Here is a 17,796-nt window from a genome sequence, read left to right as displayed (position 1 = left end):
TCTGCGGGCAATTACCGTCTATCTATGGCCAGTTTTGCTTCTTCTCATGGCTCTTTTCTTATTGGCTGCTCTTGAAGGCTTGCTTAATATAGTTTTGTGCCTGGGTTTCATGGGCACTTTTACTTTGCCATCATGCGGCTCATTGACCATTAAGTCGGCAGAGCTTTTAATCATTGAACCTGCGCTGGCAATGTACACTTTGTTGTTTTGGCCTACTATGGTTATTTTAACATTAACTACTCCGTGGTGCAACATGTTTAGCCTTCTGGCTGCGGCATGTGTCAGGTCCAGTACTCTTTTTTTTATAAATGGCCCTCTGTCATTAACCCTTACAATACACGAATTATTGTTTGTGAGGTTGGTTACTTCAAGCATAGTACCAAACGGAAGTGTCTGATGTGCACAGGTAAGCATATTTTTTTTAAGAATTTCGCCGTTTGCAGTTTTTTTGCCGTAAAACACATTTTCATAGAAAGATGCTTTACCGAACATTTCGGTACCCAGATAAGACGCCTGGCCTTGTAACAATGTAGAATTAAGCAGAACGAGTAAACACAGAAAGGTTACTGTTTTATGGGTCATTCAGGGTTGAAATTTGATTTTGTACTGCATATATACAAAAATTTCGGCAAGGCTGAAAACAATCAAAAATTTTGTAATGAAATCATAATTAAAATATTTATGTTGAGAATTGCTGATTTGAATTAAAATTAACATTATTTTTGTTTGAAAATCCTAATAAAATATTTTGCATAAAATAATAAAAACCTATATTTGAAAATCATTCTAAACCTCTAAAACTTAACAAGGATTGTGGAAAGAGAAGACAGAGACAAAATTTACTCCAAACGTGTAAGAGCGGGTAAGCGTACTTATTTTTTTGATGTAAGAAGTACCCGTTCAAGTGACTATTACCTGACTATTACCGAGAGTCGTCGTTTTCAGAAAGATGGCGGTTTTGTATTTGAAAAGAGCAAGATGTTTGTTTACAAAGAAGATTTTAACAAATTTCTTGAAGCTTTGCAAGATACAATTGATCACATTAAAACTGAACTGATGCCTGATTTTGACTTCGATCAGTACAAAAACGAGCAGGTTACTGCAGCCGGCGAAGAGACAGACGACTATGCTGCGGGTGGTGGCTCTGACTTGAAATGGGAGTAGTTCCTAACGAATTATCAATTATCAATTTTTGCTGCTGATTCGGTTTTATTTCACCAAACCGGAATCTGTAATTCTCCTTTTTTTTTTGATAATTGCTTTTTGAGTATGGGAGTTAAAGACATTCAGCCTTTGGGAGTCTCTCAAAGGCTTTGCTATTATAGGCCTGTGTCAAATTATCCTTCCCTTTTGCATTTACTTTTGCCATTCTGATGCTTTTAAAGTAATTTTGCGCAAAATTTATTCAGACAAAAGTTTAACAAAATTATATGCCTTTACAAGCCGGAATTGTGGGTCTGCCCAATGTTGGGAAATCAACACTTTTTAATGCCGTTTCTAATAGTGCCAAAGCACAGGCAAGCAATTATCGTTTCTGTACCATAGACCCTAACGTGGGTTTGGTTGATGTACCAGACAGCCGTTTAAACAAACTGGCCGAACTCGTAAAACCTAACCGGATAGTGCCTACCCAGATTGAAATTGTAGACATTGCCGGGCTTGTTAAAGGTGCCAGCCGTGGTGAAGGCCTTGGTAATAAGTTTTTGGGAAACATCAGAGAGGTTGATGCCATTATACATGTAATCAGATGTTTTGAAGATGATAACATTCTTCGTGATGAGGGAGACATAAACCCTATTGGCGACAAGGAAATTATAGATACCGAGCTTCAACTGAAAGACCTTGATAGTATTGAGAAGAAAATACAGAAGATTGAAAAGCAGGCCAGAGTAGGTGGAGACGCCAAAGCAAAAGCCGAGTTTGATGTATTAAAGCGGTGCCAGGAATGGCTTTTGCAAGGTAAGAATGTACGCGGACTAGGCCTCGCCAAAGAAGATTTACCAGCTATTGCCGATTTGTTTTTGCTTACCATTAAGCCTGTTTTGTATGTGGCCAATGTTGACGAAGCATCTATGCATACCGGCAACAAGTTTTCGGAGATACTTCAGAAGGTAGCAGATGCCGAAAACGCCCAGATGATTGTGCTGAACAACTCTATTGAAGCGCAGATTACAGAAATGGAAGATCCTGATGATAAAGCCATGTTTCTGGACGAATATGGTTTAAAAGAACCCGGTTTGAACAGGCTGATAAGGTCTGCTTACAAATTACTTACTTTGCGCACTTACTTTACTGCAGGTGTGCAGGAGGTACGAGCCTGGACGATTCAGGAAGGCTGGAAAGCCCCACAGGCGGCTAGTGTAATACATACCGACTTTGAGAAAGGGTTTATTAAAGCGGAGGTAATTGCTTATGATGATTATGTAAAATATGGCTCTGAGGCTGCCTGCCGTGAGGCCGGGCGCCTGCGTATAGAGGGCAAAGAATATGTTGTAGCCGACGGCGACATTATGCATTTCAGGTTTAATGTATAGTCGATTCTTAAGCAGGTTCCGGAACGCCGGAACCTGCTTTGGTTATGTCTCATTATCAGATAATTACCCTGCTTTTCTTCCTAATTATTACGCCGTTGACTGGTTTAACCCTTCGGACGGAATTCCTTCATTACATCCTGATTACAAACCAGAAAAGGGCCTTCTATCAGGTCTATGCAGTAGGGGACAGCCGGAAAAACAGCGTCGAGACATTGACGAATGGCTCTTGGCTTTCCGGGCAGGTTAATAATCAGGCTTTTGTTGCGTATGCCTGCGGTTTGTCTTGATAATATTGCCGTAGGTACGTATTTCAGGCTTTCCATGCGCATCAGCTCTCCAAAACCCGGCATCATTTTTTGGCATACAGCTTCGGTGGCTTCAGGTGTTACGTCGCGCCTGGCGGGGCCGGTTCCTCCGGTGGTTACTATCAGGCAGCATTCATGCACATCTGCCATTTCAATCAAAGTTTCTGAAATCAGGGCTTGTTCGTCTGGTATTACCTTATAAACCGTTTCAAATTCAGACACCAGATATTCTTTTAGCGTTTCAACTACCGCTTTACCCGGAATATCCTCATAAATGCCTGCACTGGCTCTATCCGAAACATTAATCACTCCTATTTTTATCATACCCGTTCACCTAAGTTTTTAATGGCCTAAGTTAATATATAAACTAAACATATGTTGAAAGATAAGGCAAAATTAAGCCAAATGGATTTGCTTTGCCTGTTTTTCAGTCTTTAAAACTTATGGCTATGTTGGCTTTGATACTCCGTCTTGTATTGGTTCGTTTTTTTTCTTTCTTATAACAGCCATCAGGTGGTTATGCCAGTTAAGCATATTGCCCACTACAAAATAATCTTTCAGGTTGTTTCTGATGCTGCTTCTCATAATTTTAACTACCAGGTTTTTTTCTACTTCGCCAACTTCTTTTACTCTTACCAGAAACTCTAAGGATAGCAACGCCAGCACAGCGCCAATAATAAAGAGGAAGTTCCATTGGTGAAGCGACAAAATTCTGAAAACTTTGTCGAGGCTGGGGCTTGTCCATTCTATTCTGATATTCAAGTGCCGGTTAGCAAAGTAGTCGGCCAGAAAACCACCTATAAGCGGGCCCATAAAAGAAAAAACAGCGGTAACCGAATTTTTTACCGATAGATAGGCAATGGCCTCTTTGCGCGGTGCCAGCTTAAGCCCAATATTGGTTAGCGAAAGGTTAATACCCGCCGTTGCAGCGCCCATAAAGGCATAAATACCCACCAGCAAAGCAAAGTTTGAGGCAAATTCAGTATAAATGCCAACAAAAGACCATGCGCCAATGCATATAATGTAAATTGGTGCGCAAATAGATAAAATGGTTTTATTACTGTATCGGTCGGCAAACACACCCCAGCTTCGAATGGTGGCAATACTGCAAAGCTGGCTTATAATGGTAAGTGTAATAATATATGAAATGCTGTATTTCATGTGGTTCATCAGAAATACAGTAAAAAAGGGTGTGGCAATACTAAGCGAAAATACCCAGAACGAATTAAAAATGAGCAGTCTCAGGAAGTTATTGTCTTTAAGCGGCAGAATAAAAAGCCTGAATACGTTTTCATTACCAAGAAAAGACTTAGGCTCTGGAATGCGCGATAACATTAAAACCCCTGCCAGGCCAATAATACCACCTGCAACAAACATAAAACCATAGGCGTCTAATTCAAATGCCGCGAAGTTATCTTTTACATAATCAATTGCCAGTGCCGTAATGAGGCTCAGGCATACGTTCAGCGTTTGCAGATATCCACTTCTTCTTGAAAAATACGTACCCATTACTTTCTCCGGTATCAGGTCTTTCATCCAGGCATTCCAAGTCAGTCCGGCCATAGATGCAAAAAAGAAATTAAAGAAAAGAAAGAGTATAATAAACTCAATAGAGATGTCGCGCGGAAAAAACAAGGCTATTATACCAATCACCAATATCGGAATACGCCCCATAACAGAAAACAAAACGCTGATGCCACGCCTGTTATTAAAGCGTTTTACGAGCCAGATGGTAATTAACTGCGATATATTAGAGAATGCAGGCAATGCAGCAATGAACCCTATCTGAAGGTTGGTAGCACCCAGAAGCAGGCTCAGGGCGGTAAGAAAGGCGCCACTGGTAAGCACTGTCATGGTTTCAGTGGCCAGCCCTTCTCTGATACTCAGTTTCATGCCGCATTCTATTTCTTTTTCTGTAAGTGTATCTTGTGGTTGTAAATTGAACATGATAATCAGCTTGTGTCATTAAAATTTAGCCATTAACAATTTCTCCGCCATTTACATGAATAACCTGGCCGGTAATGTAGCTGGCATCTTCTGAAGCAAGAAAAACATAAGCAGGGGCTACTTCAGCAGGCTGGCCTGCTCTTTGCATGGGAGTGTCTTTACCGAATGTCTCTAATGATTCGTCCGGAAAAGTAGAAGTAATAAGTGGTGTCCAGATTGGGCCTGGTGCAACGGCATTCACTCTGATTTTTCTGGCGTTCAGAATACCCGAGAGAGACCGTGTAAACGAAACTATGGCTCCCTTGGTGGCCGAATAGTCAAGCAGGAATGGGTTGCCTTTATAAGCAGTTACCGACGTGGTATTAATTATTGAACTTCCTTCTTTCAGATGGGGTAGAGCTGCCTGAACCAGAAATAACTGTGAGAAAATATTGGTGCGGAAAGTCTGAACCAGTTGTGGCTCTTTGATATTCTCTATTTCTGTCTGCGGATACTGAACAGCCGCATTATTGACCAGAATGTCTACGGTACCCCAAGTTTTAATTACTTTGTCTATGATTTTTCTGCAGTTTTTCTCAATACTGATATCAGCACTTACAATAATGGCTTCACTTCCTTTTTCTTTTACCAGCTTGCGTGTTTCTTTAGCGTCTTCTATGTCTTTTCGGTAAACGATGGCAACTTTTGCTCCTTCGCGGGCAAAAGCCACACAAATGGCTCGGCCAATGCCGCTGTCTCCACCTGTTACAATGGCAACTTTACCTGCCAGTTTCTGAGATAGTCGGTCGTATTCTCTTTCAAAAACAGGCTTGTGTTTCATTTCTGCCTCGCCTGAGGCATTTGAGTCGATTTTTTTCTTTGAAGATTTCATAGTAAATGTGTGAATTTTATTTGTTTCAATTATTCCTCAGCAAACTTAATCGTACGCAATCCAGACAGCAGCGCTTCCGGCACCAACGCCAAACGCTCCGTTTCCTGCTTCATCAATATAAACTTCCTGCGCATCGTCTCTCAGCAAATCAATAAATCTTTTGCCTGCGTACTGCATACCTACATGCATAGTTTTTACGGCCTCTCCGGCGTTTGATAATAAAACTACGCAACCATTTTGGCCATTAGCTCCTTCTCTTATCCAACCCACGCAATGAGCGTCGTCAAAATAATCATGCTGTGGTCCGTAGGCATATTTTTGTCTTGCAAATAATAATTTTTCTAAGACTGTAATTTTGGGCATTATTACCTGTTTTTCTTCGCCTTCATGGTTTACATGGGTATAGCAGGTGCCATACAGGTCGCAGTAAAAAACACAGGGGTGGCCTTCCTGTCTTAGCAGAATCAAGCTGTAGGCTAATGGTTTAAACCATGCATCAACCGGAGACTCAAGACTTTGAAATGGCTGGGTATCATGGTTTTCAACAAAGGTTATTGCCAGGTCTGGTTGCCTGCTAACCAGAGAATTGCCGAATATGTGGCGCATATCATAGTTATTGCCTTCTATTGAGGCGGTATGAAAATTATAATGCAGCGGAGCATCAAATAACTGAATAGCCGCACCGGTTGCCTCAATGTATTTCTCTAATACATCAACCGTCCCCGACGTCCAGAATTCACCAATTACAATTAAATCCTGCTTTACGTGGGTTTTCATGTAGCTGAGCCATTCATTATAAAAATGGGGGCTTATGTGTTTCAGGGCGTCCAGCCTTACTCCGTCAAACCTTACGGTCTCAAAATACCATTTACCCCAGCGTTTCAATTCATCCAATACAGCCGGATTTCTCGATTCAATATCAGAGAACATCAGGTAATCAAAATTTCCTTTTTCTTCGCCCACCACTTCTTCCCATGTATCGCCATACTCATTTATTATTTTGTAAATGCCTCTTTCACCACTTTCTGTATCATGGTCAATGCCCGTAAAGCAGTGGTAGTCCCACACGAAGTCGGAGTGTTTTTTGTTTCTGCCCGGAAATAAAAACTTAGTATCTGCTTCAATTTCTACAGGCTCTTCAATAAAAACATTCCTGTTTTCAGGGTCTACCTTTCTGGCCATTATTTTTTCTTTTTCATCGGCGCCTCCCATATGATTGAGCACCACATCAACCAAAACCTTTATTTTGTGTTTCTGTAGGTGTTCAATTGCGGCAATATATTCTTCTTTGGTGCCGTATTTGGTGCGTATGGTTCCCTTTTGGTCAAACTCGCCCAAATCGTAGATATCATAAACGTCGTAGCCTTCAGAAGAAGACCCACTTACGCCCTTGTAGGCAGGGGGGAGCCAGATAGTATCAATACCAAATTCTTTAAATGTTTCTACCTCAGTACCAACTTTGTTCCATAGCGAACCATCATTCGGGTAATACCATTCAAAAAACTGTATCATTACCTGATTCATAAGTACATTTCATTTTTGATTTTGAAGTTGTTGTGCAATGGCATTTGAGCAGCAAGCCATGCACTAAGCCAGATATTAAGCTACCTGCATGCCACCAATACAGGTTTAAAAATCTATGCAAGGCTAAAAACCTGATGGGGGCATTAGGGTATTTTATCTGCCTTTGGTCTGGTTTTTCTTCTTTAAGGCAATTTTACTTCATTTTTTTAGCTCCAGCACATCTTTTTGGTTTTCAGGATATGTAGATGTTTTTACGTTTGGGTATGAAGCGCGTAAGGAAGGTGCGCAACTAATTCCACAAAACAGACTTGGTTTGAAATTTTTGTATTTGGTTACCTGAAACATCAATACTCTGAGTACGAGTATCGGTTTGCCGGATATTTAATATGAGTAATACTAAAGCAAGTCCAAAAAATTTGTGGCTCATTACCAGGAAATCGTTTGAAGCCTGGAACGCCGCCGACCCATTCAGGCAGAGCGCCATTATTGCTTATTACGCTATTTTTTCAATACCCTCACTGCTGGTAATTGTTGTGGCGGTGGCAGGGCTTGTATTCGGGAAAGAAGCTGTACAGGGCGAAATCTCAAACCAGGTAAGTGCAGCAATGGGGGCCGACACAGCCCGCCAGCTGGAAGACATCATTGCCAAAGCAGGAGAAAGAAAAAGCTCCATAGTGGCTACTATTATTGGGGTTATTTCGCTGATACTTGGCGCGCTGGGAGTATTTCTTCAATTACAGACATCGCTGAACCAGATATGGGAAGTAAAAATAAAGCCGCAGTTAAAGGGGAAAGAAAAATGGCTGAAACTGGCCAAAGACAGACTTTTTTCATTTGGTCTCATCATTTCAATTGGTTTTTTGCTTCTGGTGTCACTGGTTCTTACCACGGCACTTGCCGCATTCAGCGCCTGGATAAAGTCTCATCTGCCAGATTTTACTTTGTTTCTTTTACAATTCATCAGTTTTTTCATATCGTTTGCTATCATCACCGTGCTTTTTGCCCTTATGTTTAAAATTCTGCCAGATGCCCGGATTAAATGGAAAGATGTTTGGATTGGCGCCATGGTTACTGCTTTGCTTTTTTCATTGGGTAAGTTAGGTCTTGGGTTTTATTTCGGTAAGGCAGAGCCGGGCTCAACCTACGGTGCTGCTGGCTCTATTATTCTGGTTATGTTGTGGGTTTCTTATTCATGCATGATTGTGTTTTTTGGTGCAGAATTTACCAAGCAATATGCCACGCATTTTGGTAGGGGAATTGAACCGAATAAAGACGCCATATTAATTGAATTAACGGAAGAGGAGAAATTACTGATTGAGAAAAGCATAAAAACCCAAAGAATAAACAGGAAATAAAATAGTGTACTGAACCTACAAGAAAAATAGGTAACAGGGGTAAAAAGAATGATTTTGAGTTCGGAGTTATTACCATTTTAACAATTTAAAAATACAATAGTCATGAAAGATTCTGACCAGCCTGCTGATAATAAAAAAACCGAGCAATTAGGCATTCATATTGCCGATGCTACCGACCAGACCATGACAACCAATCATGGCTTGCCTGTTAATGACGACCAGAACTCGCTGAAAATAGGCGAGAGAGGTGCTACCTTGCTGGAGGATTTTATTCTGCGCGAAAAAATTACCCATTTTGACCACGAGCGTATCCCTGAACGTGTGGTGCATGCCCGGGGTGCGGCGGCGCATGGGTATTTTCAGGTCTATGAGTCAATGGCTGAATACACCAAAGCTCATTTTTTGCTGGACCCAGACTTAAAGACCCCTGTATTTGTAAGGTTTTCAACGGTGGCCGGGTCAAGGGGCTCATCAGACATGGCCAGAGACGTTAGAGGGTTTGCCGTAAAGTTTTATACCGAGCAAGGCATATATGACCTGGTTGGTAACAACATACCGGTGTTCTTTATTCAGGACGCCATGAAATTCCCGGATCTTGTTCATGCGGTTAAACCAGAGCCGCATAACGAAATTCCGCAGGCTGCGTCGGCTCATGATACATTCTGGGATTTTATCTCTCTGATGCCCGAAAGTATGCACATGATAATGTGGGTAATGAGCGACAGGGCGATTCCGAGAAGTTACCGCATGATGGAGGGTTTCGGGGTACACACTTTTAGATTCGTAAATGCAGAAGGTAAGGCGCATTTTGTAAAGTTTCATTGGAAACCACTGTTAGGCGTACATTCCGTATGCTGGGACGAAGCCCAGAAAATCTCTGGTAAAGACCCTGATTTTCATCGCCGGGATTTATGGGAAGCAATTGAGAACGGCGCTTTTCCGGAGTGGGAACTGGGTGTGCAGATAATACCAGACGAGGATGAATTTAAATTTGAAATTGACCTGCTTGACCCCACCAAAATAATACCTGAAGAATTAGTGCCCGTTAAAAGAATTGGTAAAATGGTATTGAACAGGAATCCCGATAATTTCTTTTCAGAAACAGAACAGGTGGCTTTCCACCCGGGTAATGTTGTTTCGGGAATTGATTTTACAAACGACCCACTGCTGCAAGGCCGTTTGTTTTCATACACCGATACGCAACTCCTCAGGCTGGGTGGCCCCAATTTTCATGAGATACCAATTAACAGGTCTGTGGCACCAGTTCATAATAATCAGCGCGATGGTTTTATGAGACAAACCATCAACAAAGGCAGGGTGAGTTATAACCCTAATTCTTTGGCTGGTGGTTGTCCGTTTCAGGCAAAAGCGGCAGAGGGTGGTTTTCAAAGTTTTACTGAGAGAATAGACAGTAAAAAGATAAGAAGCAGAAGCAAAAGCTTTTTAGACCATTTTAGCCAGGCAACTTTATTTTATGAAAGCCAGTCTGAGCCTGAAAAACAACACATTGCCAATGCACTGAAATTTGAACTGGGCAAAGTTGAGACAATTGAAATACGGCAAAGAATGCTTGGTTTGTTATCCAAGGTCAATAAAAAGCTGGCCCAAACAGTGGCAGACGGACTGGGCCTTCCGGTACCTGAAATATTGGAAGAACCTATGAATCATAGTTTACCCGCTGATGCCGACCCACAAGACTATCAGCCCATTTTTACTAGTTCGCCAATCAGCAAATCTGCTGCGTTGAGCATGATCAATACGATTAAAGATACCATTAAGACCAGACAAATTGCGCTTTTGGCTGCTGATGGATTTGATGCAAAATCAATAACTGATATTAAGAAAGCCCTGGAAAAAGAAGGCGCGAAAGCATCAATAATAGCGCCAAAACTCGGCATTATCAAAAGCAATGAGGGTAAAGAACTGAAGGTAGACCAAAGCCTGCTGACGGCAGCTTCTGTACTGTTTGATGCAGTTTACATAGCAGACGGCACAAAAAGTGTGGAAGCCTTATTGGAAGAACCAGAAGCTATTGAATTTATAGAAGAAGCCTACAAGCACTGCAAGCCCATAGCCACCAAAGGCAAAGGGGTGGAACTGCTAAGAGCCGCCAGAATAATAATGAAGGAACTGGCAAAGGAGATTAATCCGCTATCCGGCTTGTTAGTTAATCAGTCTGATGAAGAATTAGTAAACGCTATTGCACAGCACAGGTTTTGGGAAAGAGAAAAAAAAGACAAACACCTTAACTGATTTTAAAGCGAAAGTTTATTTTTTTGGCACAGGCAATGCAGTTGCGTTCTGTTTTTAATGCGTATGGTTTGTCGTTAACGGCAGGCCATGCGCTTTTATATTTAATTAAAATTTTCAGTGAGGCAGGGTTGTCTGAAGTTTATTCATATTTTTACAAAAGCATCTATTCAAATTTTTAGTCGTAAAAAATGAAAAACAAATCACAAAGAAGCCTAGCTGTAATAATGTGCCTAACAACATCTATAGCTATGGAAACATTCAGCCAGCAATCTGGTATAATTGCCGAAGGGGCAAAACCACAATTGGTTTCTAATCAGTTTTCGTTTACAGAAGGGCCAGCGTCAGACAAAAAAGGCAATGTGTTTTTTACCGACCAGCCCAACAACAAAATCTGGAAGTATGATACAGACGGTAAGCTATCAGTTTTTTTAGATAATGCCGGCCGCTCTAACGGTACTTACTTTGACAAAAAAGGTAACCTAATTACCTGTGCCGACGAACATAATGAGATATGGTCGATAAGCCCGGATAAAAAAGTAACGGTCTTACTGAAAGGTTATCAGGGGCATGTTTTTAACGGGCCAAATGATTTATGGATTGATAAAAAAGGCGGTATGTATTTTACTGACCCGTATTATCAGCGCAATTACTGGGAAAGAAAAAGCCCTGATGCCGGTATAAACGGAGAAAAGCTCTACTATTTACCCAAAGGAAAGAAAGAGGCTATTCTGGTTGACCCAGAAATTAAGAAACCTAATGGATTGATAGGTACACCAGATAACAAATACCTGTATGTATCTGATATGGGCAACCGCGCTATTGTTAGATATGATATAAATGCCGATGGCACGTTGACTAACAAGACAGAGTTTGCCAAAGATTTGTCAGATGGAATGACAATAGATAATCAGGGTAATGTGTATCTGGCGGGCAGGGGAGTAAGTGTTTATAACCCGGAGGGAAAGAAAATTGAGCAAATTGACATACCTGCCAAATGGACAGCCAATGTTTGTTTTGGTGGTAAAAACAAAGATATACTTTTTATTACTGCCTCTGAGTCAGTATTTGTATTACCCATGAAAGTGAAAGGGGTGAATTGAAAAATCTGTAAAAACCGGTAATAATAAAAATAGCGGACGCTTGCGCCCGCTATTTTTATTAATTGATAATTCAGATTAATAACCTGGATTCTGAACCAATGATTTATTGGTATCTATTTCGCGTTGCGGAATAGGAATAACCAGTTTGTTATCACTGTAAGTAAGGCCGGCAACGCCACCTTTGGTGCGTTTTACGTCATGTATCTGTTCTCCTTCAAAAGCCAGCTCCAATTTACGTTCTTTCAAAACATCTGTTACCGAAACTGTTGTAAGTGGCGTTGCGCCTGCTCTGCTTCTGATGAGATTAACATCGCTTAGTGGTGTTGCCCCAACTGTGGTTCCTAAACGAAGGTTAGCCTCAGCACGAATCAGATATACTTCAGCCAGTCGTATTACAGATACATCGCCGTACTGGTCAAGGTGTTTTCCTGTATAAGTATTATTTGAAGCTCTCACAAAGTAAGTACCTCTTGTATCACCGGCACCATAAAGGTTAAGGAAAGGGCTCAGTACACGAATATCACCACGACCCTGATAAGAAGCTGGTGCATAGTACGTATTCAGGCTGTTGGCACCATCCTGATCTGTAACTATGATTCTGAAAATAATTTCACTATCATTAGTTGCATCCCTGAACGCTTCTTGAAAAGTAGGGGTTAATGAAAACTGGCCACCGCTTATTACTTTGTTTGCCGCATCACGAGCTTCAGCATATTTACCTTGTTGCAAATAAACTCTTGCTAATATAGCCTGAGCCGCACTTTTTGAAGCAAAACCTGTGTTTTGGGGATTACCAAGTAAGCTTTCTGCTTTGGTCAGGTCTTCAATTACCTGTGCATAGATAGCAGCAACAGTAGCTCTTGGGCGATAATCAGTATCAGTAATACCACGGGTTGGGGTGGTAACTAACGGAACACCCAGGTTAGTAGCAGGGTCGCCGTCTGCCCAGGCTTTGGCCCAAAGTCTTACCAGGTCAAAATAAACCAGACCACGTATAAATCGTGCTTCACCTTCAACCGAAGCCTTTTTAGATGTCTCTACTTTATCTAATGCCGATAAAACGTTATTGGTAATATTAATTGCGTTATAACTCTGCAACCAGGTAGCCTGCGTCTGAGAGTTGGTCGTGGTAAAAGTTTTACGCCACAATTCGTCTAAAGTAACAAATGTTCCGGCAAAGCGCATTTCTGTAGGTTCAGCGCCTAGCAAATCACCTGAGTACTGCATTGCACCACCATAAACGTTACTGCTGCTAATGGCATCATAAGCACCTATAAGCGTAACTTCAACAGCCTGCGAGTTTGCCAGCGCCTCCGTTTCTTCAATGGTGGCAGTAGGCAATACGTCCAGCTTTTTGTCACAGCTTGCCAGAAAAGCTACTGTGGCAAAGGTAAAAACCCAATTTTTTATATTTTTATTCATTTTATTTTCTGATTGCTTTATTTAATAAATTAAATTACTGCATTCTGTTTCGTTAAATGCTGAAAAAGAAATTAGAAATTGATTGTTAAACCACCCGTAATAGTTTTTGCCTGAGGAGTAGTGTAAAAATCATAACCCAAAGCAATGTTAGACACAATGTCATCGGCATTTACTTCAGGGTCCCAACCAGAATATTTTGTGAATGTCAACAAGTTCTGGCCGGTTACATATAACCTTACATTGCTTAGTTTTACTTTATTAATTAAAGATTTTGGCAGGTTGTAAGCCAGCGTTACGTTACGAAGGCGTATAAATGAACCATCTTCAATAAAGCGGCTTGATGCCTGCGCACCGTTGTTAAAGAACAAACGGGCCTGAGGCACTTTTGTATCACGGTTTTCAGGTGTCCATGCTGCCAGCTGGTTAACAGTCTGGTTATCTTCATAACGGCCATTAGCAGAAGAGAAACGGCCTACTCCGTAGAAATTTAGTTTATTACCAAACACACCATTAAAGAATACGCTCAACTCAATGCCTTTATAGCTGAAAGTATTGGTAATACCACCTATCCATTTAGGTAGTGGGCTGCCAACTACAACGCGTTGAGCCTGTGAGTAAACATTAGTAGTTGATCTGTCTAATGTTCCGTCTGCATTTTTAGTGTTTTTGTAGAAGAGTGCATCTCCGTTGGCAGGGTCAACACCTGCATACTCTACTGTATAGAATACGCCTAACGGCTGGCCTTCAACTGCACGGCTCATATTGCTCAAACCACCCTCAATAACCTGTCCTTGCAAGCTGGTAATTTCGTTTTTATTGGTAGAGGCATTGATGCTCGTTTTCCATTTAAATTGGCCAACCAGGTTTTCGGTATTCAACACGAATTCAAAACCTTTGTTGGTTAACGAGCCTACGTTTTTACGTTGTACCGCAAAACCTGATGTACCAGGTACGTTTACGTTCAGTAACAAACCGGTAGTCTTTTTCTCGTAATAATCAATTTCTCCATTGATTCTGTTTTTAAACAAACCAAAGTCTAAACCAATATCAACCTGTTGGGTTTCCTCCCAGCGCAGGTTAGGGTTTGCTAACTGTAATGGACGCTGACCCGGTAAAGTGCCATAACCTGCATCGCCGGAAAACAAGCCCAGATGGTCAAAATTGCCAATTTCTGCATTACCGGTTAAACCCCAGCTACCGCGGATTTTCAGGAAGCTAAGCGCATCGCTGTTTTTAAGGAAGCCTTCTTCTGAAAGAATCCAGCCTGCTGATACCGCCGGGAAGAAACCATAGCGGTTATCTTTACCAAAGCGAGAAGAAGCATCAGTACGTGCACTCAGACCCAACAAATATTTTTCGTTGAATTTGTAATTGATACGTGCAAAATATGACAAGAAGTTATAAGCTGCCTCAGAAGAGCTGGCGTCTGTTTTTCTGGCAGCACTGGCAATCATGCGGTAGGCGTCAGATGGAAAATCTTTTCCTTCAGCTGCAACCGTTTTTCTCAGCGAACTCTGGAAAGACATACCAGCAGTTGCATCTATTGAATGAACGCCAATTGTTTTGTCAAACACAAAGTAATTGTTGGTGTTGTAGTTTTCAACTCTTACAAAACGATTGTACCCATAACCTAGTGGAGCACCAAAGTTACGTTGGGTTTTGCTGTTATAGTATTGCTCTTCCTGTTGGTTCAATAAATCTACTGCCAATTCAGAACGGAATCGAAGGCCATCAAAGAATTTATACTCACCAAATACATTACCTATATTACGATGCACCGTAGTGTTGTAATAGGCATTGCCAATATTAATAAGAGCATTGTAATAAACCGGAATATTGATGTCTCCGGGAGGCATACCTACCGGTAAACCTGTATCAGGGTCGGTAGCAGGAGTCATCGGAGGAAGCGCAACCAACTGCTGAGGGTTGTCAAACTGGCGGTCGCCTGATACACGCTCGTTAAGTGAGCGGGTCATGCTCATGTTCATTCCCACCGATAATTTATCAGTTACCTTATGAGATAGATTCATGCGGCCTGACATCCGTCCGAATGCGTTTCCGGCAAGAATACCTTTTTGGTCAAACAACTGACCAGAGATAAAGATGGTAGTTTTCTCAGAACCTCCGGTAATGCTCAGGTCATATTGTTGCATCGGAGCATCCTGATATGCCAGGTCGGCCCATTTTGTATCAGCTTGTTTGGCAGTTCCTAAGGTACCCAGGCTTTGGGTAACAAAGAAGCTTTCCATATAAGAAGTATAAGAATCAGGGTCGCTTGCTTCATATCCGTCAATGGCGTCTGAGTTGGCAGCAGCCATGCGGTAAAAATCCATATATTGCTTGGTGTTCAGGAACTGCAACACATTGGTTGGCTTGCTTTTACCATATAGCATACCAAAAGAAACACTGGTTTTTCCGGCCTTACCTTTTTTAGTTGTAATAAGTACCACACCATTGGCAGCACGCGCACCATAAATAGCACCCGCAGAAGCATCTTTCAAAATTTCGATTGACTCAATGTCTTGTGGGTTGATATCTACCAAAGGGTTAGTAGCACTGGTTGAAACGGCTTGGCTTTCTTGCGTAAGCGGAATACCATCTAATACGTAAAGTGGCTGATTAGATGCACCAACCGACGACTGACCACGAACCCGTACCTGGATACCCTGGCCCAATTTACCGGTACCCTGGTTTATCTGTACACCGGCGGCCTTACCCTGGATACTTTGCTCAAACGTTGTAGCAGGTACATCAGCAATTTCAGCAGCTTTTATTTTGGCAATATTACCTGTCAAATCACGCTTGATTTGTGAACCATAACCGGTTACAACCACTTCGTTCAAATCTTTAGTAGTTGGTACAAGATTAAAATCAACAATTCTGCGATTATTAATCGGTTGTTCAAGCGAGGCAAAGCCAATAAAGCTGGCCTGTAGCGTACCATTAGCCGGAACAGAAATTTTGTAGGTTCCGTCTATGTTGGTTGTTGTACCCCTTGTTGTACCTTTTACTGTAATCGAAACACCTGGTAGCGGACTACCGTCTTCGGTAGACGTAACTTTTCCCGTTACATCTACATCTTGCGCATTTCCCCAAAATGAAATAAAGAGGAACAGGCAGCCTAATGAAACCCGTAAAAGTTTGTTCATTCGTATTTAGTTTGTTATAGATTAATTAAAGTGATTAAAAATAAATTAAAATTGCATATATACCTCAAAATATGAGTCAAAATAGCAAATAAGTGTTAACAAAGTATTTATTGTACAAGGTAAACTATATAAAGTACAAAAATTAGGCGTAATAAAAACTGAATTAACTACAGATAATTGTAGTAGTATAGAAGCTTAGATGAAACTGAGGAATTTTAATTTTCATAGGTCAGATAATTTATAGTATTAGTTTAGTTTTAAAAAATTACCGCAAACTTTACAAAATAGTTATTTGCTAAAACAAGGCTCAAAGAAAATCATTGCTTAGTCAAAAGACGAAAGTTTAAAAGATTATGCTGTATTTCAGGCATACAATTTTAGAAAATTTTGTGAATTCACAAAAAACTTCTTATAATCTGACAACGAATTCTTTATTTGCTGCAATATTTCAGCCTTTTTGTGTTTAAAATAAACCACGGGGTTTAAAGTCTGGCCCGGGTGGTTTTACCACATTAAAGGTGAGTAAGGTTATTAATTGCCTGTTAATATCTGCTTTTTTTTCAATTCTGAAGGTGATGTTTTTTTATCAGCCAGAAATTAGATGCCTGTAAGCAAATGTAAAAAAATATTTCAAATCAAACTCTGGTTTTCAGTTTATTCATTTATTTGCGGCTTTTTCGCCAAAACCACGCATTTTTATTTATGGCCATTGTCAATGAGAAGCAATACAGTAATGAATCATTTTTGGCTGTCTGGAAAATCGAAGAGTCGCATGATGAGCTGCAAGCGCTATTGCCCTCTGAAATATTGACCGATGCCGAATTGGCTGGAATTAGTCATGCCCAAAAGCAAATAGAGTTTTTTTGCAGCAGGTTAACTATTAAGTATCTGGCAGACAAACTGGGAATTGAGTATCTGGGTATTAAAAAGGATCAATATGGTAAGCCTTTTCTGGTGGGTTCTGATTGGCAGTTTTCATTAACGCATACTGCTGAATACGTGGCTGTAGTAATGCATAAATACCTGCCATTGGGCATTGATATGGAACGCCCAAGCGAAAAATTGCAGAAAATTGCCCACAAGTTTTTGTCATACGCTGAAAGGGCCGATGCTGCTGGTGACCTGGATAAACTTTGTATTTACTGGTCGGCAAAAGAGGCGCTTTATAAATTGTATGGTAAGCGTAAGGTAATTTTTAACGATAACCTGCTGATAGCACCATTCAGCATCAATCAACAGGTTATTAATGGCAGGCTTAAGATTAATGAAATAGACCAGACATACCAGATATTTGTAGAGAAAATAGACAAATACTATCTGGTAGCTGTGTGTTAAT

13 protein-coding genes are annotated in these 17,796 nt (G+C 41.0%); 6 read left to right on the top strand and 7 right to left on the bottom strand.

All coding sequences use genetic code 11. The features are described from left to right. Window positions 1–18: 18 nt before the first annotated feature. A complete protein-coding gene (locus C0V77_RS05500) occupies window positions 19–582 on the bottom strand; it encodes a septal ring lytic transglycosylase RlpA family protein (RefSeq protein WP_101725323.1) in 564 nt (187 codons plus the stop codon). A gap of 231 nt (window positions 583–813) precedes the next feature. Here C0V77_RS05500 and C0V77_RS05495 point away from each other — a divergent pair, with 231 nt between their 5' ends. Both C0V77_RS05495 and ychF read left to right on the top strand, forming a co-directional pair. Continuing rightward, the gene (locus C0V77_RS05495) at window positions 814–1,164 is read left to right on the top strand and encodes a DUF3276 family protein (protein WP_101725322.1); all 351 of its coding nucleotides are present in this window, start codon (window positions 814–816) and stop codon (window positions 1,162–1,164) included. A gap of 266 nt (window positions 1,165–1,430) precedes the next feature. Beyond that, entirely contained in the window at window positions 1,431–2,534 is a 1,104-nt protein-coding gene (gene ychF / locus C0V77_RS05490; protein WP_101725321.1) for a redox-regulated ATPase YchF, read from the top strand. Between the two features lie 104 nt (window positions 2,535–2,638). On the opposite strand, the gene mog is transcribed toward ychF, so the two are convergent. From mog to C0V77_RS05470, 4 genes are all read right to left on the bottom strand, one after another. Continuing rightward, window positions 2,639–3,163, bottom strand: coding sequence for a molybdopterin adenylyltransferase (gene mog / locus C0V77_RS05485; RefSeq protein ID WP_101725320.1), 525 nt, complete (start codon window positions 3,161–3,163; stop codon window positions 2,639–2,641). Window positions 3,164–3,286: 123 nt separating this feature from the next. Continuing rightward, window positions 3,287–4,786, bottom strand: coding sequence for an MFS transporter (locus C0V77_RS05480; protein ID WP_101725319.1), 1,500 nt, complete (start codon window positions 4,784–4,786; stop codon window positions 3,287–3,289). Between the two features lie 25 nt (window positions 4,787–4,811). Continuing rightward, a complete protein-coding gene (locus C0V77_RS05475) occupies window positions 4,812–5,657 on the bottom strand; it encodes an SDR family oxidoreductase (RefSeq protein WP_101725318.1) in 846 nt (281 codons plus the stop codon). 45 nt (window positions 5,658–5,702) lie between these two features. Then, a complete protein-coding gene (locus C0V77_RS05470; RefSeq protein ID WP_101725317.1) occupies window positions 5,703–7,181 on the bottom strand; it encodes an alpha-amylase in 1,479 nt (492 codons plus the stop codon). Window positions 7,182–7,567: 386 nt separating this feature from the next. On the opposite strand from C0V77_RS05470, the gene C0V77_RS05465 reads away from it, so the two are divergent. From C0V77_RS05465 to C0V77_RS05455, 3 genes are all read left to right on the top strand, one after another. Beyond that, window positions 7,568–8,536, top strand: coding sequence for a YihY/virulence factor BrkB family protein (locus C0V77_RS05465; protein ID WP_101725316.1), 969 nt, complete (start codon window positions 7,568–7,570; stop codon window positions 8,534–8,536). Between the two features lie 102 nt (window positions 8,537–8,638). After that, entirely contained in the window at window positions 8,639–10,789 is a 2,151-nt protein-coding gene (locus C0V77_RS05460; RefSeq protein WP_101725315.1) for a catalase, read from the top strand. A 248-nt stretch (window positions 10,790–11,037) separates the two neighbouring features. After that, complete coding sequence (locus C0V77_RS05455) at window positions 11,038–11,889, top strand: SMP-30/gluconolactonase/LRE family protein (RefSeq protein WP_229236205.1); 852 nt, start codon at window positions 11,038–11,040, stop codon at window positions 11,887–11,889. 75 nt (window positions 11,890–11,964) lie between these two features. On the opposite strand, the gene C0V77_RS05450 is transcribed toward C0V77_RS05455, so the two are convergent. Then, window positions 11,965–13,311, bottom strand: a complete 1,347-nt coding sequence (locus C0V77_RS05450) for a RagB/SusD family nutrient uptake outer membrane protein (protein WP_101725313.1) — start codon at window positions 13,309–13,311, stop codon at window positions 11,965–11,967. 71 nt (window positions 13,312–13,382) lie between these two features. Next, window positions 13,383–16,460, bottom strand: a complete 3,078-nt coding sequence (locus C0V77_RS05445; RefSeq protein ID WP_101725312.1) for a TonB-dependent receptor — start codon at window positions 16,458–16,460, stop codon at window positions 13,383–13,385. Window positions 16,461–17,162: 702 nt separating this feature from the next. Between C0V77_RS05445 and C0V77_RS05440 the strand changes: the two genes are divergently transcribed. Next, the gene (locus tag C0V77_RS05440; RefSeq protein WP_101725311.1) at window positions 17,163–17,795 is read left to right on the top strand and encodes a 4'-phosphopantetheinyl transferase superfamily protein; all 633 of its coding nucleotides are present in this window, start codon (window positions 17,163–17,165) and stop codon (window positions 17,793–17,795) included. Window position 17,796: the final 1 nt, after the last annotated feature.

It is taken from the genome of Emticicia sp. TH156, assembly GCF_002855535.1.
Classification (GTDB): Bacteria; Bacteroidota; Bacteroidia; order Cytophagales; family Spirosomataceae; genus Emticicia; species Emticicia fluvialis.
The sequence above is the reverse complement of the archived record's forward strand: the minus strand, read 5'-3'. Positions and strand labels throughout refer to the sequence as shown.